At 57.1% G+C, this 26,655-nt stretch carries 26 protein-coding genes; 19 read left to right on the top strand and 7 right to left on the bottom strand.

Annotated features, from left to right (window positions below; genetic code table 11):
- Positions 1–116: 116 nt before the first annotated feature.
- From ABIE13_RS19380 to ABIE13_RS19405, 6 genes are all read left to right on the top strand, one after another.
- Positions 117–950: an STAS domain-containing protein gene (locus tag ABIE13_RS19380; protein WP_354446484.1), complete on the top strand. Its 834-nt coding sequence runs from the start codon at positions 117–119 to the stop codon at positions 948–950.
- A 9-nt stretch (positions 951–959) separates the two neighbouring features.
- Complete coding sequence (locus tag ABIE13_RS19385) at positions 960–1,334, top strand: STAS domain-containing protein (protein WP_354446486.1); 375 nt, start codon at positions 960–962, stop codon at positions 1,332–1,334.
- The gene (locus tag ABIE13_RS19390) at positions 1,324–1,728 is read left to right on the top strand and encodes an anti-sigma regulatory factor (protein ID WP_354446488.1); all 405 of its coding nucleotides are present in this window, start codon (positions 1,324–1,326) and stop codon (positions 1,726–1,728) included. Before ABIE13_RS19385 ends, ABIE13_RS19390 begins: the two co-directional genes overlap by 11 nt.
- A gap of 29 nt (positions 1,729–1,757) precedes the next feature.
- Entirely contained in the window at positions 1,758–2,726 is a 969-nt protein-coding gene (locus ABIE13_RS19395) for an ATP-binding SpoIIE family protein phosphatase (RefSeq protein WP_354446490.1), read from the top strand.
- 96 nt (positions 2,727–2,822) lie between these two features.
- A complete protein-coding gene (locus ABIE13_RS19400; protein WP_354447132.1) occupies positions 2,823–3,683 on the top strand; it encodes a sensor histidine kinase in 861 nt (286 codons plus the stop codon).
- Positions 3,684–3,687: 4 nt separating this feature from the next.
- Positions 3,688–5,673 (top strand): response regulator, encoded by a 1,986-nt coding sequence (locus ABIE13_RS19405; protein ID WP_354446492.1) that lies wholly within the window; start codon positions 3,688–3,690, stop codon positions 5,671–5,673.
- Positions 5,674–5,717: 44 nt separating this feature from the next.
- Here the strand turns inward: ABIE13_RS19405 and ABIE13_RS19410 are convergent, their stop codons facing one another.
- Entirely contained in the window at positions 5,718–6,152 is a 435-nt protein-coding gene (locus tag ABIE13_RS19410; protein ID WP_354446494.1) for a response regulator, read from the bottom strand.
- 107 nt (positions 6,153–6,259) lie between these two features.
- Here ABIE13_RS19410 and ABIE13_RS19415 point away from each other — a divergent pair, with 107 nt between their 5' ends.
- Entirely contained in the window at positions 6,260–6,838 is a 579-nt protein-coding gene (locus ABIE13_RS19415) for a flavin reductase family protein (protein WP_354446496.1), read from the top strand.
- Positions 6,839–6,978: 140 nt separating this feature from the next.
- Here the strand turns inward: ABIE13_RS19415 and ABIE13_RS19420 are convergent, their stop codons facing one another.
- The 4 genes from ABIE13_RS19420 to ABIE13_RS19435 form a co-directional block, all read right to left on the bottom strand.
- Complete coding sequence (locus tag ABIE13_RS19420) at positions 6,979–9,018, bottom strand: choice-of-anchor I family protein (protein ID WP_354446498.1); 2,040 nt, start codon at positions 9,016–9,018, stop codon at positions 6,979–6,981.
- A gap of 95 nt (positions 9,019–9,113) precedes the next feature.
- A complete protein-coding gene (locus tag ABIE13_RS19425; RefSeq protein ID WP_354446500.1) occupies positions 9,114–10,049 on the bottom strand; it encodes a class I SAM-dependent methyltransferase in 936 nt (311 codons plus the stop codon).
- A gap of 443 nt (positions 10,050–10,492) precedes the next feature.
- On the bottom strand, positions 10,493–11,470 hold the full coding sequence (locus ABIE13_RS19430; protein WP_354446502.1) for a Bug family tripartite tricarboxylate transporter substrate binding protein: 978 nt from the start codon (positions 11,468–11,470) through the stop codon (positions 10,493–10,495).
- A 36-nt stretch (positions 11,471–11,506) separates the two neighbouring features.
- The gene (locus ABIE13_RS19435) at positions 11,507–12,328 is read right to left on the bottom strand and encodes an alpha/beta fold hydrolase (RefSeq protein ID WP_354446504.1); all 822 of its coding nucleotides are present in this window, start codon (positions 12,326–12,328) and stop codon (positions 11,507–11,509) included.
- Between the two features lie 98 nt (positions 12,329–12,426).
- Between ABIE13_RS19435 and ABIE13_RS19440 the strand changes: the two genes are divergently transcribed.
- A complete protein-coding gene (locus tag ABIE13_RS19440; protein WP_354446506.1) occupies positions 12,427–13,347 on the top strand; it encodes a LysR family transcriptional regulator in 921 nt (306 codons plus the stop codon).
- Positions 13,348–13,447: 100 nt separating this feature from the next.
- On the opposite strand, the gene ABIE13_RS19445 is transcribed toward ABIE13_RS19440, so the two are convergent.
- Positions 13,448–13,627 (bottom strand): CsbD family protein, encoded by a 180-nt coding sequence (locus ABIE13_RS19445; protein ID WP_354446508.1) that lies wholly within the window; start codon positions 13,625–13,627, stop codon positions 13,448–13,450.
- Between the two features lie 379 nt (positions 13,628–14,006).
- Here ABIE13_RS19445 and ABIE13_RS19450 point away from each other — a divergent pair, with 379 nt between their 5' ends.
- A complete protein-coding gene (locus ABIE13_RS19450) occupies positions 14,007–14,285 on the top strand; it encodes a hypothetical protein (RefSeq protein ID WP_354446510.1) in 279 nt (92 codons plus the stop codon).
- Between the two features lie 56 nt (positions 14,286–14,341).
- Here ABIE13_RS19450 and ABIE13_RS19455 read toward each other — a convergent pair whose 3' ends face one another.
- Positions 14,342–15,250, bottom strand: coding sequence for a LysR family transcriptional regulator (locus tag ABIE13_RS19455; RefSeq protein WP_354446512.1), 909 nt, complete (start codon positions 15,248–15,250; stop codon positions 14,342–14,344).
- A gap of 115 nt (positions 15,251–15,365) precedes the next feature.
- Between ABIE13_RS19455 and ABIE13_RS19460 the strand changes: the two genes are divergently transcribed.
- From ABIE13_RS19460 to ABIE13_RS19505, 10 genes are all read left to right on the top strand, one after another.
- Entirely contained in the window at positions 15,366–16,343 is a 978-nt protein-coding gene (locus ABIE13_RS19460; RefSeq protein ID WP_354446513.1) for a Bug family tripartite tricarboxylate transporter substrate binding protein, read from the top strand.
- A gap of 4 nt (positions 16,344–16,347) precedes the next feature.
- Positions 16,348–17,403 carry an aromatic ring-hydroxylating dioxygenase subunit alpha gene (locus ABIE13_RS19465; RefSeq protein ID WP_354446515.1) on the top strand — a complete coding sequence of 352 codons (1,056 nt, stop codon included), beginning with the start codon at positions 16,348–16,350 and terminating at the stop codon, positions 17,401–17,403.
- Between the two features lie 115 nt (positions 17,404–17,518).
- A complete protein-coding gene (locus tag ABIE13_RS19470; protein ID WP_354446517.1) occupies positions 17,519–18,463 on the top strand; it encodes a PDR/VanB family oxidoreductase in 945 nt (314 codons plus the stop codon).
- A 16-nt stretch (positions 18,464–18,479) separates the two neighbouring features.
- Positions 18,480–20,633: an indolepyruvate ferredoxin oxidoreductase subunit alpha gene (locus ABIE13_RS19475; protein ID WP_354446519.1), complete on the top strand. Its 2,154-nt coding sequence runs from the start codon at positions 18,480–18,482 to the stop codon at positions 20,631–20,633.
- A gap of 4 nt (positions 20,634–20,637) precedes the next feature.
- Positions 20,638–22,248 carry an indolepyruvate oxidoreductase subunit beta family protein gene (locus ABIE13_RS19480; RefSeq protein ID WP_354446521.1) on the top strand — a complete coding sequence of 537 codons (1,611 nt, stop codon included), beginning with the start codon at positions 20,638–20,640 and terminating at the stop codon, positions 22,246–22,248.
- 143 nt (positions 22,249–22,391) lie between these two features.
- Positions 22,392–23,168: an IclR family transcriptional regulator gene (locus ABIE13_RS19485; RefSeq protein WP_354446523.1), complete on the top strand. Its 777-nt coding sequence runs from the start codon at positions 22,392–22,394 to the stop codon at positions 23,166–23,168.
- 236 nt (positions 23,169–23,404) lie between these two features.
- Entirely contained in the window at positions 23,405–24,394 is a 990-nt protein-coding gene (locus ABIE13_RS19490; RefSeq protein ID WP_354446525.1) for a Bug family tripartite tricarboxylate transporter substrate binding protein, read from the top strand.
- A 45-nt stretch (positions 24,395–24,439) separates the two neighbouring features.
- Positions 24,440–25,231 (top strand): enoyl-CoA hydratase/isomerase family protein, encoded by a 792-nt coding sequence (locus ABIE13_RS19495; protein ID WP_354446527.1) that lies wholly within the window; start codon positions 24,440–24,442, stop codon positions 25,229–25,231.
- A gap of 1 nt (position 25,232) precedes the next feature.
- Positions 25,233–25,721: a DUF6841 family protein gene (locus tag ABIE13_RS19500; protein ID WP_354446529.1), complete on the top strand. Its 489-nt coding sequence runs from the start codon at positions 25,233–25,235 to the stop codon at positions 25,719–25,721.
- Positions 25,718–26,653 (top strand): alpha/beta hydrolase, encoded by a 936-nt coding sequence (locus ABIE13_RS19505; RefSeq protein ID WP_354446531.1) that lies wholly within the window; start codon positions 25,718–25,720, stop codon positions 26,651–26,653. Before ABIE13_RS19500 ends, ABIE13_RS19505 begins: the two co-directional genes overlap by 4 nt.
- Positions 26,654–26,655: the final 2 nt, after the last annotated feature.

Consider the following 26,655-nt stretch of genomic DNA (forward strand, 5'->3'; position numbering starts at 1 on the left):
AGTTCTTGTAGGAAATCATGCCGTCCTGGGCCTCCAGCGGCAAAAGTGCCATTTCCTCCGATAGACCTGCCCCATAATTCCCGGCGAACTAAATAAGTCATGCATAAGGGGTTGCCGTGGAAAAGAGCTATAGCATTTTGGCCAGTCTGCTGGAGAACGAAGAATCTCAAGTACTGGATCAATGGATTCTCAGCGCCGGAGGCTCTGCTTCTCCCAAAGTGCGCGCTGAGGTAGCCCCTATTCTTGACAAGCTGCGCGCTGCAGTTCAATCGAATGAGCCCCTCACCTCTGGCTCTGGTGCATGGAAACCGCTCAATGCTGCCCTGGAAGCCCTGTCTGCTTCGCGTGCCGCGCAAGGTACTACGGCGGGAAGCACAAGTGCCTTGGTGCTTGCTTTAAAGCAACCTGTTTTCGCAGCGCTGCAAAAGTCGCTTTCTTCAGACAGTCAAGCCTTGTTGGAAGCCATCACGGAGTCTTCCAAGCTCATTGACGTCATGGCCCAATGGACTGCCGACTCGTATCAACGGAGCCGAGATCAACTGATCGCTCGGCAACAGGAAGAATTGCTGGAGCTGTCCACGCCAGTCATCAAGCTATGGGATGGCATCTTGGCTGTTCCGATGATTGGAACGCTGGATTCCAGCAGAACCCAGGTCATCATGGAAACGCTGTTGCAACGCATCGTGGAAACCGAGGCATCGATAGCCATCATTGACATCACCGGGGTCCCCACCGTTGACACCCTGGTTGCGCAACATTTGCTTAAAACGGTCACTGCGATTCGGTTGATGGGCGCTGACTGCATCATCAGCGGCATTCGTCCGCAGATCGCTCAGACCATTGTTCATTTGGGAATTGATCTTCAGTCAGTGGCCTCAAAAGCCACCCTGGCTGACGCTCTTGATCTGGCGCTGAAACGCATCGGCTACACCTTCACCAAGATCAAGTGAGGTTGAGAGATGTACCGTATTCCGATACTGCGCATGGGACGAACGCTGCTGGTCACCATTCAGATTGATATGGAAGACCAGACCGCCATGGCGCTGCAGAACGACCTTGCGGAGCAGATTGTCAAAACGGGGGCCAGAGGTGTACTGATTGATATCTCTGCATTAGAGATTGTTGACTCATTCGTGGGAAGAATGTTGGCCGGCATCTCGAGCATTGGGAAGATTCTTGACGCAACCACCGTCGTAGTCGGCATGCAACCTGCCGTGGCCATCACGTTGGTGGAGCTGGGCCTTTCCCTGGATGGTGTCAAAACCGCGCTCAATGTGAGCAAAGGCATGGCCCTTCTAGAGGCTGCTGCTCAAGGAGATTCTTTTGTCACTTGACACTCACGGCTCTGAGCCACTCCGCAGTGAAGCGGATATTGTGTTGTGTCGTCAGACAGTGAGAAGGCTCACTGGCGAACTCAAATTTTCACTGGTCGATCAAACCAAGATGATCACGGCCGCCAGCGAATTGTCGCGAAACACCCTCGTGTACGGCGGCGGGGGCGACATGGAATGGGAACTGCTGAGCGACGGAATCAAACGTGGGCTTCGACTGAAGTTCAGAGATTCTGGCCCTGGCATACCCGACCTCAGTCTTGCACTCAAGGATGGCTGGACATCAGGCAAGGGCATGGGTCTGGGCCTTTCCGGCAGCAAGCGCCTGGTCCATGAGTTTGAACTCGAATCGGCCGTAGGTGTAGGCACCTGCGTCAGCGTGACCCGTTGGAAATAATAGGCGGCTCCAGCCACGTTTCGTTTCCCATGGAAGATGCCAGCCGTGTGGGCGAAGCTCGTCGGCACGTGGCCAGCCTGTGCAGCGAACTCGCCTTCGACGAAGTCCTTTCTGGACAGGCAGCCATCGTTGTGAACGAGCTTGGAAACAATCTCTGCAAACACGCGGTCCGTGGGCAGCTTTGGATTGCTTGTCGCAAGGGAAACGTTCCCGAAATCGAAATTCTGTCGGTGGATGAAGGGCCAGGAATCGGCGACCTCACTCTGGCAATGAGCGATGGGTACTCGACTGCCAGCTCCCCAGGTACTGGCCTCGGAGCAGTGCAACGGCTTTCTACGGATTTCGACATTCATTCCGAGGCTGGCAAGGGAACGGTGGTTTTGACGCGCTTTCGCGCAGCCCCCCACAAACAACGAGCATTCACTTGGGGTGTAGTGGCATTTCCCGCCCCTGGAGAACGCGTATGCGGCGATAGCTGGGCGCTCGCATTCAAGGGTCAACAGGCCGCCATGTTGGTAGCCGATGGACTCGGTCATGGCGAGCTTGCGGCAGAAGCCTCTCAAGCAGCTGTCGGGGTGTTCGAGAAGGACCCCTTTGCCGAATTGCAGGATTCTTTGGAAGAGTCTCACGTCGTTCTGAGAATGACGCGCGGCGCCGCCGTGACCCAGGCTCAATTGGATGCGGATTCCAATAATTTGACTGCCGTCGGTGCGGGTAATGTCATGATCCGTGTGGCCAATGGGGTTTTCAATCGCGCCGTACTTCCTCAAAATGGCACTGTGGGCCTCCAGATACGCCGCGTCGAAAAAACCGCCATGCAGTGGCCTGCTCATGCCTTGGTGGTGTGCCACAGCGACGGCCTTCAGTCTCGGTGGCCACCAGAGGCGATCACATCTCTGCTTGGGAAGGATCCGGCGTTAGCCGCAGCCATCCTGGTCCGAGATTACGTTCGAGGGCGAGACGATGTCACGGTCATGGTTGTGCGCCGAAACGACTGAGAGATGGATATGAACGATTTGACAGCAGGTGGTGGTGGCAGTCGAGGCAATCAGGTCAATCAAGGCGATTGCGTTTCAGACAGCCAGAACAAGGACATGGAGCGCCGCTTGGCTGAAGCGCAAGCAGAGGTTGAGTCTTTGCGGTCCGAGCTGGAGGAGACCAATCGCGGCGTCGTCGCGCTTTATGCTGAGCTGGATTCGCAAGCTGACCATCTAAGGCAAGCCACGGAACTCAAAAGCCGCTTTCTCGCCTATATGAGCCACGAGTTCAGAACGCCCATTGGTGCTATTCAAAGCATAGCGCGAATCCTACAGGACAAAGTCGATGGTCCACTGACTGAAGAACAGGAAAGACAGGTCCAGTTCATTCAAACCACCTCGGCCGAGTTTGCAGAAATGGTCAACGACCTGCTGGACCTTGCGAAGGTTGAAGCGGGACGTATTGAAGTCTCGCCGGCATGGTTTGAGATGGTCGACGTGTTCGCTGCACTGCGTGGCATGTTCAAGTCTGTAATCATCAACCCCGATGTGACCTTGCTTTTTGAGGAACCAGAGAGTGTTCCCAAGATGTTCACTGACGACCGTAAACTGGCTCAGATCTTGAGGAACTTCATCAGCAATGCGTTGAAGTTCACCCTCCAAGGGGAGGTCCGCGTCAGTGCCATCCGAGTTCCCGGAGACCGAGTGCAATTTGCAGTGTCTGATACCGGAATCGGTATAGCGCCTGAATTTCACGACGCCATTTTTCAAGATTATTCCCAGATCGACTCACCCATTCAGAAGCGCCTCCGAGGGACCGGCCTTGGGCTGTCCCTCAGCAAGAAGCTGGCAGAGCTGCTGGGCGGGACCGTCTCAATTGAAAGCGAATCCCATAAGGGCTCCACGTTTTTTGTGACCATACCGATTCAGATGGATGTCCAAACCGACTCCACCGCGAGCGAACTCAAACACTCCTGAAGACATGTCTACCATTTCTGCCAGGCTCAATGTCAGCATCGATCGGTCCAAGCACACCGTTTTGGTGGTCGATGACAACCCTGTGACCTGCTATGCAACCTCTCGTTCGCTGCGGGCCGCTGGCTTTCAAACGATTGAGGCGGGAACAGGAAGACGGGCTTTGGAGCTCTCGGTGGGAGATGTGTCCGCCGTCGTGCTTGATGTGCATTTACCCGATATGGGGGGCTTCGACGTTTGCCGCGAAATCCGTGCGAATGAGATCACACGGGCTCTGCCTGTGTTGCACCTTTCCGCGGCCTTCGTCAAGGATGCAGACAAGGTAGCGGGCTTGGAAGCTGGGGCGGATGCATACCTCACGCACCCCGCGGAGCCTGCGATGTTGGTGGCAACCGTGCAAGCCCTGGTACGTGCACGGCTGGCCGAGAAGAAAGTCCACCAAAGTGAAGCGAAGTTTCGATCAATCTACGAACAGGCGCAGAGTGGCATCGCCTTGATCAATGATGACGGCCGATTCACTGACGCGAATCCCGCCTTGCTTGAGATGATGGGACGCACCGCTGAAGACGTGCTCGGTCGGCCTGTGGCGGAATTCGCCGCACCAGGCCATGAGGAGCATATTCAGCACATCATGGCGGCGCAAAACACCCAGTCCCTGTGGCGGGAAGATGTCGTGTTGTTTGACGCGAGCGGTGAGTTGCTTCACCTCGAATGGAGTATGGCTCCGGGCGCTCGGGGCGAATTGCGTGTGGCGGCTGTCGCGAACGTTTCAGATCGCATTCAGCTGGAACAAGAGCGCAAGCTCTTGCTGGAACGAGAGCAGGCCGCGCGCGCCACTGCTGAACGCTACAGCCGTTCAAAAGACGATTTCGTTGCCGTGCTTTCCCACGAGCTTCGCAACCCGCTGGCCGCCATCATTATGAATGTGCACCACCTCATTCGGAAGTCGCCGCCTCCAGAGCTGGCAAAGAGCATCGACGCGATCAAACGCAATGCCAATACTCAAGCGCGCATCATCAGTGACATTCTGGACGTGTCGAGGATCAGCTCAGGCAAGCTGACGCTGGAGCGCGAATGGGTTGAACCCGACTCGCTTATCTCTTCGTCCCTGGACTCCATGAAGCCCGCCATGGACGCCAAGCACTTGACGCTTGATCTGCAAATGCAGACTGGCAGCAGAAATGCACTTTTGGATCCCGCGAGGTTTCAGCAAATATTCTGGAATATTCTGAACAACGCCATCAAGTTTTCTAACGAAGGCGAACGCATCGAGGTGAGTCTGAGCACGCACGAGAACGATCTGATCCTCACAGTGCGAGATCACGGAAGAGGCATTGAGGCGAGCTTTCTCAATCACATCTTCGAAAAATTCACCCAAGTCGCGACCCCTGGGAGCAAGTCCACAGGAGGCTTAGGGCTTGGGCTTTCGATTGTTAAGCACTTGGCTGAATTGCACTCTGGCGATGTCACCGTGTCCAGTCCCGGCATTGGGCTAGGCACCACGGTGAAAGTGACCTTGCCCGAAAGCCTTTCGCCCGTTGGAGAAGCTCCAGATCAGGATTCGAAGTGGAGCGAGCTCAATGATGGAACGGAAGAGCTCAACGGCATTCGTATTTTGGTCGTAGAAGACGATCAGGAAGCAGCCGATCTGCTCGGCTTGATTCTTCAGGAACGCGGCGCTACTGTCAGCATTTCAGGAGATTATGAGGCTGCAGTGGCCTCGCTTGAGAGGACCGGAGCAGACCTTCTCATCAGCGACATAGGCCTGCCGGGTAAAGACGGCTATGAACTCATCCGCCATGTACGAGCCTCTTCAAGCCCGTACTCCCGCATACCTGCCATCGCTTTGACTGCCTTTGGGCGCGAGGCGGACAAACAAGCTGCCATCGCTGCGGGGTTTGATCTTCACTCAGCCAAGCCACTTCAACCGCAGAAACTGCTCGTCGCTATCAAGTCGTTGATGGCTAGTGGCTCGCCATCAGGTTCAGCGTGAGGTCAAGCTTCCGTTCACCGTAGTTTGCCCTGCGCAGAGTGGATTCAGGGAGAGCTCTGAAGCATCGCACGCTCAAGTCCCAGAAGCTTTTTTTCAAGCTCTTCGGGTTCACTGCTTTTGAGCAAAGCCGTCACATTAGGTCCTATCGATTCCAGACCACTGTTCATTTCATAACCGGACAGCAAAAGTATGAACCGGTCTTTATTCGGCTGCAACCAATGCCTGGCCAAATCGGTCCCTGACATTCCGGGCAAACTGATGTCGGTTATCAATACATCAAACTCTTGATCATCAGCGGCAGCCAGCGCGGCCTCGGCGTGAGGCACTGACACAATCTTTCGGTGTTCGGCCTCCATGAAGGATGCCACCACCTCTCGGATATCTTCGTCGTCTTCGACGTAGAGATAGGAAATCATACTTTGCGGCTCGTTAACCCCAAGACGAGGGAACTGTGAAAGCGTTATGAATTTTCTGAGCATCTATTCTTCACGCGTTTCACAATAGTGGGTGTACGCTGGGACCGTTTTTCATGTAGGACAACGCCTACTTTTTCACTGCCTAACCTGACAAAGCTTCGAATTCCATCATGACTTCAAATGTAGCGCCTGTGCCGCTGGAAAAAGCCACCCGTCTGCTTAATCACGGCCCGACTGTCCTGGTCTCTGCACGGCATGCCGGTGAGGACAACGTCATGGCCGCAGCCTGGGCCTGCGCGCTGGACTACACGCCACCCAAGCTTACCGTGGTGCTGGACAAGATGACCAGGACGCGGCCCTTGGTTGAAGGCAGTGGAATCTTTGCCATACAGGTCCCTACTGCTGCTCAAATGCAACTTACCTTCGACGTCGGCCATAGGAGCCTACACGACGACGCGGATAAGCTCGCAAACTGTGGCGTGAAGCTATTCGGCATCGACGGTCACGATTTGCCCTTTGTTTCGGGGTGTTCTGCTTGGCTAGCCTGCAAACTCATTCCCGAGAAGCACAACCAGCAGATCTATGACCTGTTTATCGGCGAAATCGTAGGTGCTTGGGCGGACACCCGAGCCTTCGAGAACGGACACTGGAAGTTTGAAACTGCCGATCCCGCGTGGCGCAGCCTCCACTATGTAGCGGGCGGCCAGTTTTACGCTACCGGAGAATCGCTGGTGGCACCGTCGAAGTGAAGACAGTTTAGCCACACTCGCCTCCCCCAGAAAAAAGGCGATCGCCGGAGGGAAGCGAACGCCTTTTCAATGCTCTCATCTGCGCGTTGCCTTGCGCGGTGCCTAAGCCAGGCCCGCCAGCTACACCACCTCAGCAGTTGTTACTGCACTTGGTAGATCGTGGTCGTGCCGCTCACCTCGTGCCCGACAATCAGCAGCGCCTTGCCATTAGGCGACTTGTGTGCAGGCACAAATGCCAAGCCTTCAGGGCCGAGGTCACCAAACTTTGCGCCATTGGCGGCCCAACCACCTGCTGCGCTCGCGGCATCTGCAGGTTGGTCACCCCAGTTTTCGCGGGTATTCAGGTAATCCTGAAACACAGGGGCTTTGGGATCTGTGACGTCATAGACCATCACACCACTCATACGCTCCAAACCGATGAAGGCGAAGTAGCGGTTTCCAATACGGCCAATGGTGACACCCTCTGGCTCGGGACCCTTCGCATCGCTACGGCTATCGAACTTGTATTCGTCGTGGCCGGTATTGAAATGCGGCGCACAAGGAACAAGGCGTGCCGAACCTAGTTTGCAACCCGCGTTCTCCGCAATGAATTTTTCGAACAAGCTGCCGGAATCCCACATCAAGGAACCCGTGTCATCCCAGACTGCGAAAGAGCGGGCACCGTAGGAATACAGTGTGTGGTACATCAACCGGCTCTTGGGGTCGGCCGCCGTCAGGCTCGCATCTTCCAGTCCGGTGTCGAAGTTGTAGAGCCGAGGAGATCCATCAGCCTTTTGGTGATAGCCGAGGGTCCACGTGACATTCAAGCGGCCCAGCTTGTCGTCGTCGCGGCAGCTGCCCGAGCGCCGCTGATCGGCATGCATGCAGTTGGCACCATTGGTCCCAAACACAGCGGGGTCGAGCATAGCCCCGGCAGCCAGGTCGCGCAGCTGCGCCGGCATATCCTCGCCCCCTCGCCTCTCGAACCCGTCGTTGTGAACCAGGTGCTTGACTCGGAATTCCTCAACGAAACCTTGGCTTCGCTTGGTATCTACGGCAGAAGTACCCCAGTAGGCCGGGTTATCTTCACCCCAGGCGCGTGCGTCACCCTCGTTGGCCGTCACCAGGAATGTTTTGCCCCCGACAGTGTAGGAAGCCACTGCGTCTGGCATGTACACCCCTTTAACTCCAGGATGTGTCTTGATGAGAAGTTCGGCAGGCTCGTCGCTCGCATCTATCTCGTTGCCCACCACACCATAGTCTTTGAACCCGAGCGGCCGGATGGCAGTGATGCGCGCGTTAGCCACGTCCACTTCTGCGAAGGCATTGTTTTCTTGCAGTGTCACCCAGGCCTTGGTGCCGTCGCCAGAAACTGCAATGTATTCAGGCTCAAAATCCTGGGCAGCGCTGGCGAGATTCCGCGCACCGTAAGCGGCGGAGTTGTCCTTGGGTCCAAAAATACGGACGCCCTGTGCTCGCAGACCATCTTCCTGGCCGTTGAAAGCCTTGAAATCTGCCGTACGCACGGCGGCCTGCTTGTCGGCTTGCGTCTTGCCGTTAACCAGCTTGGTGAGATCTACCACGCTCACCGAGCCTTCCGGATCAATGCTGTAATCTGCGTTAGGTTCACCCTCGTTCGCCACCAACAAGGTTTTGCCATCTGGAGTGAAAGTGACCATGTCGGGCAATGCCCCTACTTGCGCCGACCCGAGCAGTTCGAGCGTTTTGGCATCGTAGAGACTGACGAAGCCATGGTTGGTTTTGGGGGATGACTCAATAGCCAGGGCAATCACGCCACATTGCGCTGCCACGCTGTTGACCGAGACTGCAGGACTGGCGCCTGCGCCAGCTGCCGTCGCCGCAGCAGAGGCATTGATCGCTCCGAGCTTGGTGGGGGCCGCAGGGTTGGCTAAATCCAGTACATCCAATTCGCCTGCTTTCGCATTGACGATGAAGCCGCGCTTGCTTGCAGCGTCGAAGGCCGGAATCTCTGCAGCAGACTCAAGAAAAGTACCCGATGCATAACGGCCGAGGAAACTCAGCTTGATGCCAGAAGTCGGCGTTGTGCCAACTTCGCTGTCAGTGGCGCAACCCACGACGCGGGGCGCAGGAACTTCCACAGCCGGGGTGTCGGAGCCACCGCCGCAGCCGGTCATCGCCAGCAACAACAACGCAGGAAAAAATGCGGAACGTACAGGCATCGGGCCGGCTTCCTCTTGAGTAGTAACAGGAACGGCGATGCTATCGATCGATTATTACAGTATGACGGCAGAGTGAATATTCTGTGGCGGGCGATTCAGTTCTGGCGAAACACCAGAACTTTCAGGGATCTATCTTCATCCGTATCGCTGAACACGGGCGGGTTGGCAACCCGTGACACATAGGTGAGTTCAGGGGCATGCTCACGCATGCCTTCCAGAAGAAACTCAAGTCCCAATTCAGGAGCGTTCAGGCACAACAGCACGTGCCCGCCCGGTGCCACCAATGTGGGCAGGCGGCGCATCAGGCGTGCGTAGTCCTTGGTGGCAATGAAGCTACCTTTTTGATAGCTGGGTGGATCAACAATCACGAGGTCATATGGACCACCGCGAGTCAACTTCCCCCATGAGTTAAAAATGTCATGAGCGAAGAAAAGTGCCCCTGACGAAAGACCGTTGAGCTTGTGGTTCTGGCGACCAACTTCCAGAGCACCTTTGCTCATGTCCATGTTCACCACCTGCTCTGCTCCCGCATCCAGCGCGACCAATGAGAAGGCGCAGGTGTATGAGAACAGGTTGAGCACCTTAGGCCTGAAGCCCTGAGTGGATCTCACAAGCTCAACGTGTTCATGCACCCAACGCCGGCCCTCGGCCATGTCAAGAAACAAGCCATGGTTCTGGCCCTTGAGCAAGTGCACCAGATAGCGCAGGCCTGATTCGGTGACCTCGTGAGGCTGCGGAATCGTGCCACTCATCAGGCGAGTCTCAATGGCGCCAGTCGCGCGACACTGAAAAACCCAGTTCAATGGTTCTGTTGGCGAAGCGACGCGCTGCCAGTGAGCCGCCAGCGCTTCGCCAATGGTGGTGAGCTCGCTCTCTTCGACGTTCCGAAAACTGGTCAAAACCCAAACGGGAGGAAAAGCATCCAGCACCCAGTGTTCACAACCCGGGTAGCGGCCCCCGCGTCCGTGAAAAATCCGGCGGGCGTCGCCACCCGGTGTGATGGTCTCTATAGCGTTCAACAATGCTTGCATGGACAGGATTCTGACGGATCCACACCGCTCGCTTCGGATACCGTGGGCCATGTTCTGAGGAGATAGGCATGCCAACGTCCAAAGGTCTGTTCGCCTCTGTGCCATCTCACAGAATTTTGTCTAGCCAAGGATCGGCGCGACTACTTCTGCTTTGCCTTTTTGCCGCTGCCCTTACGAGCATTCTGAGCACTGGGCTTCGGCGTGATCACGGCTGGCCGAAACTCCCAGATTTGCTTTCAATAGAAGTTGATTTCTGGGAGCTTTGCTGTGATGTTTCGCTGTGCTGCCACAGATGGATCCTTCGCTCGCACATGGACCACATGATTGGTCTGCGCCATCCCTTGACGGTGTTGGCTTCGCGTTTGCCCTGACAAGAGATACAAGCACGGGTGCCTCAGTCATCCCGTATCAACGCAGGCCACTGAGGCAAGTTAAGTGAACTCTTAATCCAAGCTTAATTTGGCCCTCTCGGCCACGCGGTGAAATCGCTGGGACTCTTCGGCAATAAAGGCATTGACGTTCACTTTTCTATCCACCGCAGGATCAAGTCCGCTATCGCGCAACTGCCTCTGAAACACGGGGTCTACCGAAACCGCGTCTAGCGTCTTGCTAAGTGTTTCCCGAACATGCTTTGGCGTCCCGGTTGGCGCAACCAACGCAATCCAACCGTCCACCCTGTAATTAGGCAAACCGGCTTCAGCAACAGTAAGGACATTGGGGAGAAGAGCACTACGCTCTTTTCCTGTCACTGCCAGCGCTCTTATGGAGCCACTTTTGACTTGTATGGCTGCGGCGGGCACGGCGTCAAACATCATCGAAATGTTGTTCCCCAAAAGGTCGGTCAATGCAGGAGCAGCCCCCTTGTAAGGAACATGCAGCATGTGAACCGCGGCCGTCTGGTTCATCAGTTCACCGGCCAGATGAGTGATCGTCCCTGTGCCGAAAGAGCCATACGAAATCCGCTCAGGATCCTTGCGCGACGCATCCAGCAGGTCTTGCAGGCTAGCGTAGGGAGACTTTGCGTTCACCGTGATGACGAACTGGTTACTTGCTATAAAGCCGATAGGGTCCAACTGCTCCATCCGGAACGGAATCTTCTTATAGATATTCGGTGCGACGGTCAGGGTGGTGTTAGGTGCAACCAGCAAGGTGTACCCATCCGGTTTGGATTTAGCAACAAAGTCGGCCCCAATCAAGGTACCTGCACCCGCCTTGTTATCGACCGTGACAGGCTGCCCCAACCTTCCAGCCATGGCCTGCGCCAACAACCTGGCAACAATATCCACAGTCCCGCCCGGCGGATACGGCACCACCATCTTTACCGGAGCCACGGGAAAAGCACGGTCCTCCGCCGCGCGAGCGATTGGCAGACTGCTTGCAAGTGCAAGAGAGAGAATGATTGCCGTTTTCATCGTCTTCATTTCAAAGTCCTTTAACGAGAAACATCCACAAAACAGTTAGCCAGGATGGGCGGTAAGAAAACTTCGCAGCGCATGGTTGAAGTCCGCGGGTTTTTCAATATTGATGAAATGCCCGCACCGCTCCATTACTTTCAGCGTGGCGTCTGGAATCAGCTGCGCGATTTCGGTCATCTGCGCAATAGGCGCAAGGGTGTCATGTGTTCCAGCCATCACCAAGGCTGGGGCGGAAACAAGGCCCAGGTCGAGGAATGCGGTCAGTGCAACCCTCATAGCCACGGTTTTCCTGTAGCTACCAAGATGAAGGTCCAAGAGGCTTTTCTGCAACATGTCGAAGGTCTCGGAACTCACATCCGGCCCGACCAACTTGGGCAATAGAGTTCTGGCCAATTCCGCGGTGCTGTTCTGACCTTCCAAAGGCCCCAAACGGTCTTTCGCAAAACCCTCGCCGTTCGCCACGGGTGAATGCCCTCCTCGGCACGCAACCAGCGTCAGGCTTGTAACTCGCTCGGGGTAAGCGGCATACAGCGCCTGCACCACCAGGCCTCCCATCGACAGGCCCACCAGGTGAGCAGAACGAATGTGCAAATGGTCCATGACGGACACCACGTCCTCCACGAAATCGGTGAGCGCCAGCGCGCCCTTCGGCAAAGAACTAGCGCCGTAGCCGCGGAGATCCAGGGCCACCGTCCTGAACCCCGAAAGTGATCCATCCATCTGAGCTGCCCAGTTGCTTCGGTTGCCGCCGATACCATGTAAAAAAACAATAGGCGTGCCGCTGCCTCGCTCTTCATAGGCGATGCGCATCTCGCCATCGGTGGTCTTGAGAGTGGCGTGCTGAGGTGAAATCAAGGTGGCCATGTTTCATAGGATTCGATATTGGAATTAGTCTATCGAGCTTCTAAACAGTCCGGTAGGCCGCTAAAATTCACAATCCAATAACTTCTAGTTATTACCAAGTGATCCCAAAGACACTGGATTATTTTGAGAAGATTTACTTGCACCGCAGCCTCAACAAGGCGAGTGTCGATCTGGGTATCTCTCAACCGGCTCTAAGCAAAAGCCTCAAAGCACTGGAGCAGGAAGTAGGGGCGCCGCTTTTTATTCGCCGCTCATGGGGGTTGGAACCTACCAAATTTGGGCAGGCATTTCGAGCGCATAGCCTCGCTATCTCCAAGCAATACCAATCTCTTGAAAGAGATGTACATGCCCTCTTGAATGCACAGCTCGGCAGCGTGCAGATTGGAGCCAACCTCGGAGCCACCACCAGCCTGATTCCAGAATCGATTCTGGCTCTAGCGGCTATCCGGCCAGGCATTCGCATATCCCTGCTTGAAGGGCTTTACGAGGATCTCGTTGGTGGTGTCATCAGTGGATCCCTGGACATGGCTGTGACAACGGCCACCAGCCTGGAATTGCCCACGGTTCTTGTATCCGAGCCACTGTTTGAAGACCCTTTTGTCATAGCAATGGCGAAGAGTCATCCACTTTCCCAATTCGTCTTGGACGGGAATGGGGATGCATTACAGGACTACCCGTGGGTGCTTCCACCGGATCAAGGAATACTTCGACCTCGGGTGGTCGAACTGTTCGCTCGTCTGGATGCCCGCGCGCCCGTACCCCGAGTGGAAACCGTTTCTTTTGCAGCTTTACTAGAGCTGATGTGCACAGGCCACTATCTGACAATGCAACCCCTCTCTGTGCTGCAGAGTCGTTTGGCCTCGCCGCATTTGACATGGATTGACGACCCAGCACTGACCATTGCACGGACTGTCACCTGTATCAGACATCGAAACCGCGAGTTGTCACCCGCAGCAGATGAATTCCACGATGTCTTGAAAAATACCGCACAGAAGACTCGTGCAGGAACCAGTCGCTGATCATCACCAGGGAACCAAGCTTAGAGACCAATGGAAAAAGCCCCGACCATCGCTGACCGGGGCTCTCTCGAAAGAAACGGGACAGATCCCGTTTTCAACCTTACTTCTGGGCGTCTTTAACGGCTTCTTTGGCGTCGCCATAGTTCTTTTGAACGTTGCCTTCAACTTGCTTGGCAACGCCCTTGACCTGTTGCTCAGGACTATTGATAACTTCGCCAGTTTTTTGCTGAACCTTGCCAGCCACTTCTTTCAAAGCACCTTTGACTTGATCGGTATTCATGTTGCTCCTTAGTTAGTAAGAAATGCACAGCGGAACGCGTTGCATGGTTCAAATATTAGGACTCTTTGATCAGCTTGACTGCGGGAAGGCATCTGCTGATGACGTCGGTACAAACCTACAGAACAGGGGTGCGGACATGGATCAAGGCGAGCCAAAGGCTCACATGCCTCAAAGACATCTCACATTCAAGTCAGCTTTTTCTTACAACACTAAACCATTTTTCGTAGCAAACTGGCAGCAGTGATGCTCAACTTGTCCTACCAAAAAGGAAGAGTGGGTGAGTAAAGCTGTTCACACGGTAGGGCCATGCTACTGAGACGTAGCCACTAGTTCACAGCTCGTTCCGGCCACATGTTGACCATGTTCTGAGGAGATAGGCATGCCAAATTCCAAAGGTCTGTTCGTCTTTTTGCCTTCGCGCAGAATTTTCTCCAGCCAGGGTTTGGTGCGAGTAACTCTGCTTTGCCTCTTTATCGTGGCCGCCACGAGCGTTATCGTTGTCGTCAAAGCATTTATAGAATTTGGCGACGATAACAACTATCGATTACCGAAAGATTCGATTGCGGAGATCGGGTTAGAAGGGTTGAAAGAACCGGCGTTTCTCAGACTTCCTGTAGGCGCTAGGGCTTCCAGCAATAATGAAAGTTTCAGCCGTTAATGCGACTGATTCCATAGAGAGCACCCTGACCCCTTTCCTTGAATTGGTGGTCGATGCTACGCTGGTCCGAGCGTCTTGAAAATAAGAGCGCGCAGCCACCGGTTCCTGCTGTCATTCGCGAACCGCCGGTGCCAATGCTGCCGAACTGAGAACTTCGGCGGTGTGAATGGGGGCGCGACAGCCCTGACCATCCCAGTAGACGCGTGCGCTTCTCCAACTGCAGCAGGCACAGTCGCACACATATCCGATTGGCTTATCAGGAATGGCAAGCTAAGGAAGTGAGGTGTGCGTATGACGATATTTCTTCGAATCTTCTTGTCGTCGATCGTGCGATCCACCAGCTCCTGACTGCGGATCGGGGTCATCACGACCACGTGTTCCAACCTCTCGAATTGCGACTTCGTGAGGCGCATGGCACGCACGGGATGGTCGACCCTAAGCAGACAGGTAAACGAATGCGTAAACAACTGCTGCTGAAAGATGCCAGCGCCCTTCAGATCTGGAATGTACCCAATGGCAATATCGATCTGGCCGGATTCAAGGCCTGCGGCCATCGATTCCGGTGTCACTGAAAGGGTCCGAATGGTGCAATGGGGCGCTGCTTTGGCCAATGCAGCGTGCAGACGCGGCAGGAGCATCATTTCGCTGATGTCCGACATGGCGACTCTGAACTCGGTCTGGTCGACGCGTGGGTCGAATACACGAGCGCCGTAGAGTTCGCCCTCGAATTTCCCAATCAGCGCACGCCCGGTTTCAATCAGCTCCCGCGCCCTGGTCGTCGGATCCATGCCGGTGGGAGCGCGGACAAAAAGAGCATCCCCGGATTCACGGCGCAACCGGGCCAGCGCCGTGCTAAAGCCCGACTGGCTCATACCCAGGGTGCGAGCTGCCATGGTGACGTTCCGGGTCTGATCCAGTGCAAGAAGAATTCGGACGAGGTTCAAGTCAAAGCGGCGGATAAGCATCGTTCTGTCAGATAGGGAACATCTTTAAAAGTGTACCCCCTAAGGTGCAGTCATACCTAGAATTCCCGGAGCGGTCCATCAAGCAAGAAGACTGCATCACAACTCGGAGACCACGATGACACATCTTTTCAGGGTACTGAGACAAGCACTCGCCCTCCTCGCCCTGTCTACCTCCATGGCGTTCGCGCAAAGTGCGCCATGGCCTGTCAAGCCGGTGAAAATCTACGTCGGCTATCCGGCCGGCGGGCTCGCCGATGTGATGGCACGCTCCGTCGCGCAGTTGATGTCCGAGAGCCTCGGTCAGCCGGTCGTGGTCGACAACAAGCCCGGCGCCAACGGCAACCTGGCCGCTGAATTCATCGCAAAGCAACCTGCGGACGGCTACACGTTGTGCCTTTGTTCCACGGTCATCGAATCGGTCAACCCTTTTCTCTACGAGAAGATGGGCTTCGATCCCCTGAACGATGTCCTGCCTGTTGCAGCGACGGGGCGCATTCAGCTATTTCTTGTCACGAAGCCCTCGTTCCCCGCAGCGAACCTCAACGCATTCGTGGCCCATGCCAAGTCGCAGTCGACACCGCTGACGTACGGCTCAGCGGGTGCCGGTAGTTCGCCGCACTTGCTTGCAGAGATGTTCAAGCGCAGCGCCGGATTTAGTTCAACGCATGTGCCCTACAAGGGCGCCGCCCCCGCAATCCAGGACCTGCTGGCAGGACACACTGATTACATGTTTGACCCCGGCCTGTCGATTCCACATATCAAGGCGGGCAAGTTGAAAATCTATGCCGTGGTCAGCGGTTCCCGGTCGGCCGTGCTTCCCGATACACCAACACTCGCGGAACTGGGCTTCAAGGATCTGGACTACGACACCTGGTTTGCCCTCTATGCCAGAACCGGCACGAATCCGGCCATCATCGCGAAGATCAACGAGGCGACCAACAAGGCGTTGGCCGACCCTTCTCTGAAAGCCCGATATCGGGAGCTAGGCGCCGAGGGCGTTCCTATGAGTGTCTCGGGGATCAAGGCGATAGCCACGCGCGAGCGAACCGCCTTTGGTCAGTTGATTCGCGAACTGAATATCAAGGCGGATTGAGGGTATGTCGATGCTTGTCAAGAACACTTGGTATGTCGCAGCGTGGTCATCGGAAGTGACGTGCGGCTCGTTACTCGCTCGCCGCATTCTCGACATCCCCGTTGTCCTCTTTCGTGATCAGAACAGTGTCATCGGCGCCTTGCACGACCAATGCTGTCACCGGGGACTGCCGCTTTCGATGGGTAAGGCGGAATCCGGTGGCATACGTTGTGGCTACCACGGGATGCGATACGACCGAGAAGGGGTTTGTGTCGAGATTCCGGGCCAGACCGTCATCCCCAAAAGAGCCTGCGTACGATCGTTTCCTGTGATCGAGCAACACGGACTGGTGTGGATCTGGTGCGGCGACATTGCGCCTACGGCTCAGCCGCCGGCATATCCTTGGCACGGAGAATGGATCTGGAAAGGAGGCCAAGTCCACTATGAGTCCAACTATGAGCTGATTCATGACAACCTGCTCGATCTCAGCCACTTGGGCTACGTCCACGTGTTCACCATCGGCGGAGACCCGAAGAGCCACATGAACGCTGAGATGAGCACCAAACGCGCCAATGGCGGCGTTTTGGTCGAACGCTTCATGCGCGATGTATCACCGCCACCAACGCATGTGCGCATCAATGGATATTCCCAATCAGTCGACCGCTGGCAGCGCATCCAGTTCGTACCCGGGCTGATCACGATTTACTCAGGCTCGGTTCCTGCGGGGACCTTGCGCACTCGGGGCGACCAGGTGGGTGGTTTCCAACAGCGCGTGTTCAATGCCATCACACCCGAAACCGGCGGCACGTCGCACTACTTCTGGTCTGTCTCTCACGTTCCGGTTCCGGGCAATCCGGGTATGACAGACACGCTGTATTCCGACACCGTGAAGACGTTTGAGGAAGACAGGGTCATCGTGAACGCTCAGTATGCGCGGATGCAGGAAAGCGTTGATCAGAAGTGGGTCGACCTTGGCATCGACGCGGGATCTATCCAGGCTCGCCGCATCTTGAAGGATCTGGCTGCTGCGGAACAAGTGCCACGCGTCGTTCCTGTGGTGCTGCAGCCCGTCACCTCCTAGCACCACACCAGCCCCTTCTGTTCTGCGCGGTTGCGCAACTGCCTGACTCGTGCGGCGCCTGCAGACAAGGGTCCAAGCGTACCGCCATCGTCATACATCTATGTCAACACATGCCATGCTCCAAGTTCGAGTGATTGCCCGTCAGCAGGAAGCGGAGAATATCGACAGCTTTGTGCTTGAGTGCATCGAGGGTGGAAAACTTCCCGCCTATACGCCTGGCGCCCACATCGACGTGGAAGTGGGAAATGGCTTCGTGCGTCAGTATTCGCTGTGCGGCGAACCGTCATCCGGTACATGGCGGATAGCCGTCCTCAGGCACCCGGCATCCAGAGGAGGGTCTCAATCCATGCACGATGCTGTTCAGGTGGGAAGCCAGTTGCAGGTCAGCACACCACGCAACCTGTTCGAATTGGCTCCTGCACCTCATGTTGTGCTTGTTGCAGGCGGGATCGGCGTCACCCCCATCCTCGCGATGGCGAAGGCGCTCTCTGCCTCCGGTACATCATTCGAATTTCACTATTGTGCGCGCCGCCCAGAAGCAATGGCCTTCGGCGATGAACTGGGCTCAAGCGCATACGCTGACAGAGTACATCGTTACTTCAACGAACTACCGGATGGAGAGCAGTTTGACGCGGCACGCCTCCTGCGCACGACCCACCCTGAGTCACACCTGTATGTCTGCGGCCCTGCGCCGTTCATGGAGTATGTAGCGGGTGCCGCCTACAGCGCCGGCTGGCCGGGCGACCGCGTCCATCAGGAGACCTTCAGTCCGGCGACTCCGCAAACAGACGCCGGCTCGTTCAATCTCAAGCTCGTGAGCTCCGGACGCGTCATTGCCGTTCCGAAGGACGTCACCGCGCTACAGGCGCTTTTGGATGCAGGCGTGGACGTTCCATATTCCTGCGAGAACGGCGTGTGCGGAACCTGCCTCACCCGCGTGCTTGAAGGCAAGCCGGAGCATCATGACCAATACCTGACATCGGAAGAGCAGGCGTGTAACGATCAATTCACGCCCTGCTGCTCCCGGTCCAAATCACCCATTTTGGTGGTCGATCTCTAACCACAAGGCAAAAGATATGGAAGTTTCATTCAGCAAGGAAATCGAGTCGCTGCGCCTGGGTACCGGCGAGACGTTCCACGGCGAGGGCATCCTCGCCATCACCAAGGCGCTGTTGCAGTCGGGCGTAGCCTATGTCGGCGGCTACCAGGGCGCACCCGTGTCGCACCTGCTGGACGTCATGGTCCAGGCAAAACCCTACATGGACGAACTGGGCGTGCACGTGGAGGCCTGCTCCAACGAAGCATCTGCCGCAGCGATGCTGGGAGCCTCCATCCACTATCCATTGCGCGGCGCCGTGACGTGGAAGTCCATCGTTGGCACCAACGTGGCATCAGACGCATTATCCAACCTGTCGTCGCCCGGCGTCACCGGCGGTGCGTTGATCGTGGTGGGCGAAGACTACGGCGAAGGTGCCTCGGTGATCCAGGAGCGCACCCACGCCTACGCTCTCAAGTCGAGCATGTGCCTGCTGGACCCGCGGCCCGACCTGGCGGTGATGGTCAAGATGGTGGAGCATGGTTTCCGCTTGTCCGAGGCGTCGAACATGCCCTGCATCCTGGAGTTGCGCATCCGCGCCTGCCATGTGCGCGGCAGCTTCGCGGCGAGCGACAACATCAAGCCAGCGGTGTCCACGCGCGCGCTGATGGCGGACCCGGCTGGCTTTGACTATATGAAGCTAGCGCATCCGCCCGTGACCTTCCCGCACGAGAAGCTCAAGGGCGACAAGCGCATCCCGGCAGCGCGCAAGTACATCGTCGACAACCAGCTCAACGAACTGCTGCCAGGCAAACATGCCGACCTGGGCATCATCGTCCAGGGCGGCTTGTACAACTCCACCATCCGCAGCCTGCAACAGTTAGGCTTGGCCGATGCCTTCGGCGACAGCGACATCCCGATGCTGATACTCAACGTCACCTACCCGCTGGTGCCCGAGCAGATGGCCGACTTCTGCGTCGGCAAGCGCGCGGTAATCGTCATCGAAGAGGGGCAGCCCGAATACATCGAGCAGGAGATCGCCACCCTGCTTCGCCGCCGCGACATCCAGACGCCTTTGCACGGCAAAGACATGCTGCCGATGGCGGGGGAGTACAGCGTAGAGGCCTTGGCCCAGGGTGTGTCGCAGTTCGCGGCGCGTTACGTCGCAGGACCGGCCACCGCATTGGCGCAGCAGTGGCTGGACGGCAACCGCACACGTCGGAACGAAGTCACAGCGGTGCTGAATAAACCGCTACCGCCCCGCCCGCCCGGCTTCTGCGTTGGTTGCCCCGAACGCCCCGTTTTCTCCGCGCTCAAGCAAGTGCAACAGGACATCGGCGCAGTGCACATCGCCGGCGACATCGGCTGCCACGCGTTTGCTACCTTCGAGCCGTTCTCCATGGGACATTCCATCCTGGGCTACGGCATGAGCCTCGCCAGCCGGGCCGGCGTCTCACCGATGATGCAGCGGCGGACCTTGGCCATCATGGGCGACGGCGGCTTCTGGCACAACGGTCTGCTCACCGGTGTGCAGAGCGCACTGTTTAACGGCGACGACGCGGTGCTGCTGATTTTCAAGAACGGATACTCCTCGGCCACCGGCACCCAGGAGCTGATCTCGACACCCAGCAGCGCAGCCAAGGACATGGCCGCCGACAAGGTGGAGAGCCTGACGCATACCAACACGACCATCGAATCCACACTGCAAGGTTTGGGCGTGCAGTGGATGCGCACCGTGCACACCTACCATGTGGACAAGATGCGAGCCACGCTGAAAGACGCCTTCACCAGCGACTTCAACGGCCTTAAAGTCATCATCGCGGAAGGCGAGTGCCAACTGGAGCGGCAGCGCCGCATCAAGCCCTGGATCGCGTCGCTGCTGTCCAAAGGCAAGCGCGTGGTGCGCGTGAAGTACGGCGTAGACGAAGACGTCTGCAACGGCGACCATGCCTGTATCCGCCTGTCGGGTTGCCCCACACTGACCATCAAGGACAACCCTGATCCACTGAAAGTGGACCCTGTCGCTGTGGTGATTGACGGGTGTGTGGGCTGCGGCCTGTGCGGTGCCAATGCCCACGCTGCGACCTTGTGCCCCAGCTTCTACCGCGCCGAAGTGATCCAGAACCCCCGGTGGCACGAACGCCTGCTGGCCGGTATCCGTGGCAGCTTCGTGCGCCTACTCCAACCGACTTGAAGCCATGAACTCGACCCGACCCACAACCCTCCTCGTCTGCGCCCTCGGTGGCGAAGGCGGTGGTGTACTCACCGAATGGCTGATCGAGACTGCGCGCCACGCCGGCTACGCCGCTCAAAGCACATCCATCCCCGGAGTTGCTCAGCGCACCGGGGCAACCACTTACTACATCGAGGTCTTCCCGGTACCGACCGCACAACTGGGCGGGCGCCGCCCCGTGTTCAGCCTCAACCCGGTACCAGGCGCGCTCGACGCCATCGTGTCGTCCGAGCTACTGGAGACCACGCGCCAGATCGGCAATGGCATGAGTTCGCCCGAACGCACTGCCGTCATCACGTCCAGCAACCGCACGCTCACGACAATGGAGCGCATGCAATTAGCCGATGGCCGCGCTGACAGCGATACCCTGCTGGCCGTGGTCAAGCGCTTCAGCCGCGAGCACCACGTGTTCGACATGGGCGCGATGGCCAAGGAAGCTGGAACCATCGTCAGCGCGGTGATGCTGGGCGCGGTTGCCGGCAGCGGCCTGTTCCCCTTCACGCGCCAGCAGTACGAGGACGTGGTGCGCGCAGGCGGCGGCAAGTCGGCGCAGGCCAGTCTGCGCGGCTTTACGGCGGCTTTCGAGGCTGTCAGCCAACCCCGCGCTCAGGCCGCATTCGTCAGCGAATTACTATCAAGCGAGGACCAAGAGCCTCAGATCCGAAGCGCCATACCGCCCGACCTGGCAGCGAGATTTCCCGTGCCCGTTCACACCTTGCTAGCACTGGGCCACGCGCGCATGCTCGAGTACCAAGGCTCTGCGTACGCCGCACTTTACGTGCAACGGCTCTCGCAAGTCCTGGATGCGGAACGCGCGGCCGATCCTGCCGGGGTGCATGCCTTTTCAACCACACGCGAGATGGCCCGCTGGCTGGCACTCTGGATGGCCTTCGACGACATCGTGCGCGTGGCCGACCTCAAGAGCCGCGCCACCCGTTGGCTGCGCGTGAAGAACGAAGTAAAAGCGACGGACTCCGATCTGCTTCAGGTCTACGACCATTTCAAGCCGGGTGCGGCTGAGTTCGCCGCCCTACTGCCGCCGACCCTGGCAGGCAAGGTGCTGCGCTGGGACCGCAGACGTGTGTTGGCCGGCAAAACACCTTGGGCGCTGCCGCTAAAGATAGGCACGCATTCCGTGTTCGGCATGGTGGCGCTGCGTACGCTGGCCGCGATGCGCGGGTTGCGCGTGCGCGGAAGTCGTTACGCCAACGAACAGGCCATGATCGAAAAGTGGCTGACCGGCGTGGTCGACGGTACCCGCCGCCACTGGCAGCTGGGACACGAGGTCGCGCTATGCGGGCGCCTAATCAAGGGCTACGGCGCCACGAACGAACGCGGCAAAGAGAACCTGCTGCACGTGCTGGATCACTTGGCCCAAGGCGCCGACGCAGACGCGGCAGCGCACGCCATCGCCGCAGCACGAACAGCCGCGCTGGCCGACGAGGCAGGCACCGCGCTGGACGCCACTTTGATGGCGCATGGCGCGCCGGCGAGGCCTGTCAAGGCACAGCCCATCTTCTGGAAAAAGCGCTCTCTGGAGCCTCGTGGGGCCACTCCAGGATCTGACCCGCGCTAGCTCTCCGCCGCCCATTGGCAGCCACAGTCCGGTTACGATGGCACGGTTGAATTGCCGTGTTGAAGGCCCATGCTATGTGCTCGGATCGTGCCTCCTCCCCACACCCAAAAATAAAAACTTCCGCCAAGGAGGACCGCCACTTTGTGACGGCCTTGGCACGAGGTCTTCTGGTGTTGCGAGCGTTCAAATCTGGGGAGGAACGCTTGGGCAATCACGAGCTTGCGGTGCGATGCAACCTGCCAAAATCCACGATCTCCAGGCTCACCTACACGCTGGTGAAGCTGGGATTTCTTCATCAGGTGGAGGAATCAGGCAACTATCGCCTAGGCATGGCCACGCTCACGCTGGGGGGAACCACGCTGTCCCATCTGGATGTGCGACAAGCGAGCGCGGCTATTCTTCAGGAAGTGGCCGACAAAACCTTGACCATGGTGAGCCTGGGTCTTCTGGATGATCTGTCGATGGTGTATATCGCCACGCATCGCAGTGAAGCAGCGGTTGTGACCTTGCGATTGGATGTCGGTTCTCGCCTTCCGATTGCCTCGACTGCGATGGGTCGCACCTATCTGGCTGCTTCGCCACCAGCTATCCGCGAGCAACTCATAGAACGTCTTCAAACGCTGGACGCGGCCGCGTGGAAGCGCGCATTGCCAGAGGTGCGCAAGGCCATGTCGGACTATGCAAGAACTCGCTGTACTTACTCCTTTGGCGAGTGGAAACAGCAGATCAATGGGATGGCAACCCCACTTCAACTGACACCGGATTTGCCGCTCATCATCATCAATGCAGCGGCCCCTTCGCATCTCACAACCCCGGAGCACTTTCTCACGAACGTGCAACCTTTGCTGTTGGATGCAGCAACGCGCATCTCCAAAATCTATCTCCAAACCACAGGAAAAGTCGCTTTCAAAGCCAAGTAAGGCGCAGAAGCCGCCAGCAAGTATTCATTCTTGAGTCCTGAACATCTCGTGAACCTCATCTGAACATCAGTTCTGCAATGCAGAACTGATGCCTTCTGCGCGGGCGAAAGCCATAAATTTCCGGCATGGCTGCAGCGAGCGCACACAGATGCGAGATCCCGCAGAGCAGTCATCGCGGCAGGTTCGCCCTGTCATGACCGCATAGAACTATGAATGAGCATACTAAGGAGACATCGGTGAATCGACTGCAAGAAATCAAATTTCGACCTCTGCTTGCTGCATTGGTCATAGGCGCCTTCGCTTCGGTAAGTGGTGCCCAGACACTTGGTGATCGCCCAATCAAACTGATCGTTCCCTATTCAGCGGGGGGCGGTACCGACATTCTGGCGCGCTCTCTTGCAGAAAGCATGTCTCAGCAACTGAAGGTTCCGGTCATTGTGGACAACCGTCCTGGAGCTTCAGGCAATATCGGTGTGGATGCGGTAGCCAAGGCTCCAGCAGATGGTCACACGCTCTCGTTTGCGATCAGCTCGAACCTGATGATCAACCAGTTTCTCTTCAAGAAGCTGCCCTACAACCCGCAGAAAGACCTGCGGATGGTCGCCAAGGTGGCAGATGCGCCATTAATCCTGGTGGTATCGCCCGCAACCGGTGTTACCACGGGCGCGCAATTGCGAACCTGGGCGAGCGCCAACAAGGGCAAGCTCTCTTATGGCTCGTGGGGAATCGGCACGATTGCGCACATGAGCGCATTTCGTCTGAGCTCCATGATGCAAGCCGATATGGCGCATATTGCCTACAAGGGCGAAGTTCCACTCATGCAGGACCTGATTGGCGGGAACATTCCGATGTCCTATGCGACCGGGGCACTTGCCGGCCAGTTCATTGCATCGGGCAAGCTCAATGCCATCGCAGTACTCGGCCCCAAGCGCATCAACTCGTTCCCCAACGTGCCCACCATGAAGGAAGCGGGCTTCGATGACCCACTGTTGAACGCTTTGGGTTGGGCTGGGGTAGCGGCTCCCGCTGCCACGCCAACGCCCATCATCAACGAGCTCGCGAAGGCCGTTGAAAACTGGGTGGCGTCCGCTACTGCGCAAAAGCGCATTGGAGACATTGGCTGGGTGTCCTCCTTTGAAGGACCGGTCGATTTCACCCAGACTTATCAACGCGATTCCGTTCTCTGGGCCAACGCGGTCAAACAGTCGGGCGCAACGCTGGATTGATTGAGCACTCATGAACCGTTTCAACCAATTCAAGTCACCTCCGCTATGAACACCACTCATCTGAAAATCACCAACGGCATTGCCCATTTGGTTTGGGACAACCCACCACAAAATCGCATGTCACCCGGCGTGATGACCGGCTTCGAAACCGCTATCGCTACCATTCAACAGGACAGCAACGTACGTGCAGTGGTTTTCTCCTCCACCGGCTCCAATTTCAGCTTCGGCGGCGACATCACGATCTGGCCCGGCGTTTCCCCTGAGGAAATGGCCAATCGAATCCGAAAGTCTTTGGCTCGAACCAATTTGCTTGAGCAATTGCCCATTCCCGTCATCGCCGCCGTTCAAGGCAAGTGCGCTGGCGGCGGCTTCGAATATGTTCTGCGCTCTGACGTCATCATCGCCGAAGAGCAAGCCACGTTCCGCCATCCAGAGCAGACCTTGGGTGTGTTCACCTTGCTTGGTGGCGTGCAACGAGTGGCGGAGCGTGCAGGCAAGACGCGGGCTATGAAATGGGCACTCACCGCTGAAGAAGTGCCTGCCCGCGAGATGCTGGAGGCAGGCGTCATTACTGAAGTGGTATCGAACGGACAAGCCCTTGCACGCGCCATGGAGTGGGCCAGAGTGCTTTGCGATGGTCCGACTCAGGCGCACGCCGCACACAAGGAATTGTTGCGCCAGTGGTCCACCGGAGGAGTGGCGAAGGCGGACGCCAGCATTCCAGATCTGACTCAGAAGATCTTTGCCACACGTGATGCGCAGATGGGGGTTCAATCCGCCGTCAACGCACTGACCCAGGGCGTTGAGCGTCCGACGCTGACGTTCTCGGGAGTCTGACATGCACAGCACAACACCTTCATCGCCCATGCACGCTGAAATCAACCAATGGTTCTTCCATGACTACCTGCCCACCTGGATCGCAGCAGGTGCCAGCGGTTCTGGCGATGATTCGAATTTCATTGCCCAGTACTGGGGCAGCCCATTGCACATTTCGTCCGACGCGTACTGCGGTTGCAAACTAACCAGCCCCGAAGTGATCGCCTTTTTGAATGCCATGCATGAGCGCTTGCGGTTTGCAGGTTATGCACATACAGATGTGCTCGACAAGCGAATCAAAGTGCTCAGTAAGCGTGGCGGCAGTATTGAAGTCATCTGGTCGCGTCAACGGGCTGATGGCAGCGAAATCGAGAGAATTCTGGTGCACTTTCACGTCGTGAAGACCGATCAAGGCTGGAGAGTGCTGGCCTACCAATCCACCAAGACCACTTCAACCACGTTGAAGGAAGCATGGCTTGAGCTCAACCCTTCTGAAAGCGCAGCCGCATGACATCCAAGGTTGCCTACCCAGCGCTGCATCTACCCACCAACGTACAGTGCAAGAAAGTCAGTATCTTCAGCAATGGCGTTGAACTGGATGCAGACCTTTACGTCCCTTTGCATGTCATCGGCACACAGGGGAAGCTGCCCGCCGTCGTCATGAGTCACGGCCTTGGAGGCGACAAGAAAACTGCCGAGCGCTATGCCGCGTTGTTTGCGCAGGCCGGAATGATAGCGCTGTCCTTCAGCCATTCGGGGTGGGGAGATTCTGGCGCACGGCCCATCGTGGTTGAGACGATTTCCGAAGCAAGTAAGTCCAACGAGGCGCTGGTCAAGGTAGTCTATCAACGCCATGTGGTCGACCCCATGGATTGGTTACAGAACTTCCGTGCGGCCACCGACTTCCTGGAGGGCGAGGTGAATGTCGATCCATCGCGAATGGGGGCTTGGGGCACCAGCTATGGCGGCGGAATTGCATTTCACAGCGTCTGCAATGATGCACGACTCAAGTGCCTATCTCTCCAAGTAGCCTCACTTAGCGGAGCAAGAGGAGCCATGCTCACCGATGCGCGTACACGGGCCATCGACGTCGCCAGAGGCGTGACCTCAGGTCTACTCGACCCTAACCGAGATCGCTTCCCGGCCACTCCGGGCATCCCCCACCTTGCACAAATGAGCCGGTATCGCCCGCTGAACGAACTTCTGAAACTTAGCGTCCCCACACTGATGATTGACGCGGGTAGCGAAGAGCTTTTCGACATCCGTGAACACTGTGGATTCGTGGCAAAGCATCTGCAAAGCAATGCCTCCATCCCTCATCACTACGAAGTCATTCCCGAAATCGATCACTACGGCATCTACTTTGAGGGGTTCGAGCGCAGCTCCACACTCGCACGTGATTGGCTCGCAGAGCACCTGGGAGCCGCCCCATGCCCTCAGTGAGC

Source organism: Ottowia thiooxydans (assembly GCF_040548795.1).
GTDB lineage: Bacteria > Pseudomonadota > Gammaproteobacteria > Burkholderiales > Burkholderiaceae_C > Ottowia > Ottowia thiooxydans_A.

Bases quoted from the DNA above. Each gene is read 5' to 3' on its own strand.
- ABIE13_RS19385 (WP_354446486.1), top strand. From the start codon at position 960: ATGTACCGTATTCCGATACTGCGCATGGGACGAACGCTGCTGGTCACC.
- ABIE13_RS19395 (WP_354446490.1), top strand. From the start codon at position 1,758: ATGGAAGATGCCAGCCGTGTGGGCGAAGCTCGTCGGCACGTGGCCAGC.
- ABIE13_RS19400 (WP_354447132.1), top strand. From the start codon at position 2,823: ATGGAGCGCCGCTTGGCTGAAGCGCAAGCAGAGGTTGAGTCTTTGCGG.
- ABIE13_RS19405 (WP_354446492.1), top strand. From the start codon at position 3,688: ATGTCTACCATTTCTGCCAGGCTCAATGTCAGCATCGATCGGTCCAAG.
- ABIE13_RS19410 (WP_354446494.1), bottom strand. From the start codon at position 6,152: ATGCTCAGAAAATTCATAACGCTTTCACAGTTCCCTCGTCTTGGGGTT.
- ABIE13_RS19415 (WP_354446496.1), top strand. From the start codon at position 6,260: ATGACTTCAAATGTAGCGCCTGTGCCGCTGGAAAAAGCCACCCGTCTG.
- ABIE13_RS19420 (WP_354446498.1), bottom strand. From the start codon at position 9,018: ATGCCTGTACGTTCCGCATTTTTTCCTGCGTTGTTGTTGCTGGCGATG.
- ABIE13_RS19425 (WP_354446500.1), bottom strand. From the start codon at position 10,049: ATGCAAGCATTGTTGAACGCTATAGAGACCATCACACCGGGTGGCGAC.
- ABIE13_RS19430 (WP_354446502.1), bottom strand. From the start codon at position 11,470: ATGAAGACGATGAAAACGGCAATCATTCTCTCTCTTGCACTTGCAAGC.
- ABIE13_RS19435 (WP_354446504.1), bottom strand. From the start codon at position 12,328: ATGGCCACCTTGATTTCACCTCAGCACGCCACTCTCAAGACCACCGAT.
- ABIE13_RS19445 (WP_354446508.1), bottom strand. From the start codon at position 13,627: ATGAATACCGATCAAGTCAAAGGTGCTTTGAAAGAAGTGGCTGGCAAG.
- ABIE13_RS19450 (WP_354446510.1), top strand. From the start codon at position 14,007: ATGCCAAATTCCAAAGGTCTGTTCGTCTTTTTGCCTTCGCGCAGAATT.
- ABIE13_RS19455 (WP_354446512.1), bottom strand. From the start codon at position 15,250: ATGCTTATCCGCCGCTTTGACTTGAACCTCGTCCGAATTCTTCTTGCA.
- ABIE13_RS19460 (WP_354446513.1), top strand. From the start codon at position 15,366: ATGACACATCTTTTCAGGGTACTGAGACAAGCACTCGCCCTCCTCGCC.
- ABIE13_RS19465 (WP_354446515.1), top strand. From the start codon at position 16,348: ATGTCGATGCTTGTCAAGAACACTTGGTATGTCGCAGCGTGGTCATCG.
- ABIE13_RS19470 (WP_354446517.1), top strand. From the start codon at position 17,519: ATGCTCCAAGTTCGAGTGATTGCCCGTCAGCAGGAAGCGGAGAATATC.
- ABIE13_RS19475 (WP_354446519.1), top strand. From the start codon at position 18,480: ATGGAAGTTTCATTCAGCAAGGAAATCGAGTCGCTGCGCCTGGGTACC.
- ABIE13_RS19480 (WP_354446521.1), top strand. From the start codon at position 20,638: ATGAACTCGACCCGACCCACAACCCTCCTCGTCTGCGCCCTCGGTGGC.
- ABIE13_RS19495 (WP_354446527.1), top strand. From the start codon at position 24,440: ATGAACACCACTCATCTGAAAATCACCAACGGCATTGCCCATTTGGTT.
- ABIE13_RS19500 (WP_354446529.1), top strand. From the start codon at position 25,233: ATGCACAGCACAACACCTTCATCGCCCATGCACGCTGAAATCAACCAA.
- ABIE13_RS19505 (WP_354446531.1), top strand. From the start codon at position 25,718: ATGACATCCAAGGTTGCCTACCCAGCGCTGCATCTACCCACCAACGTA.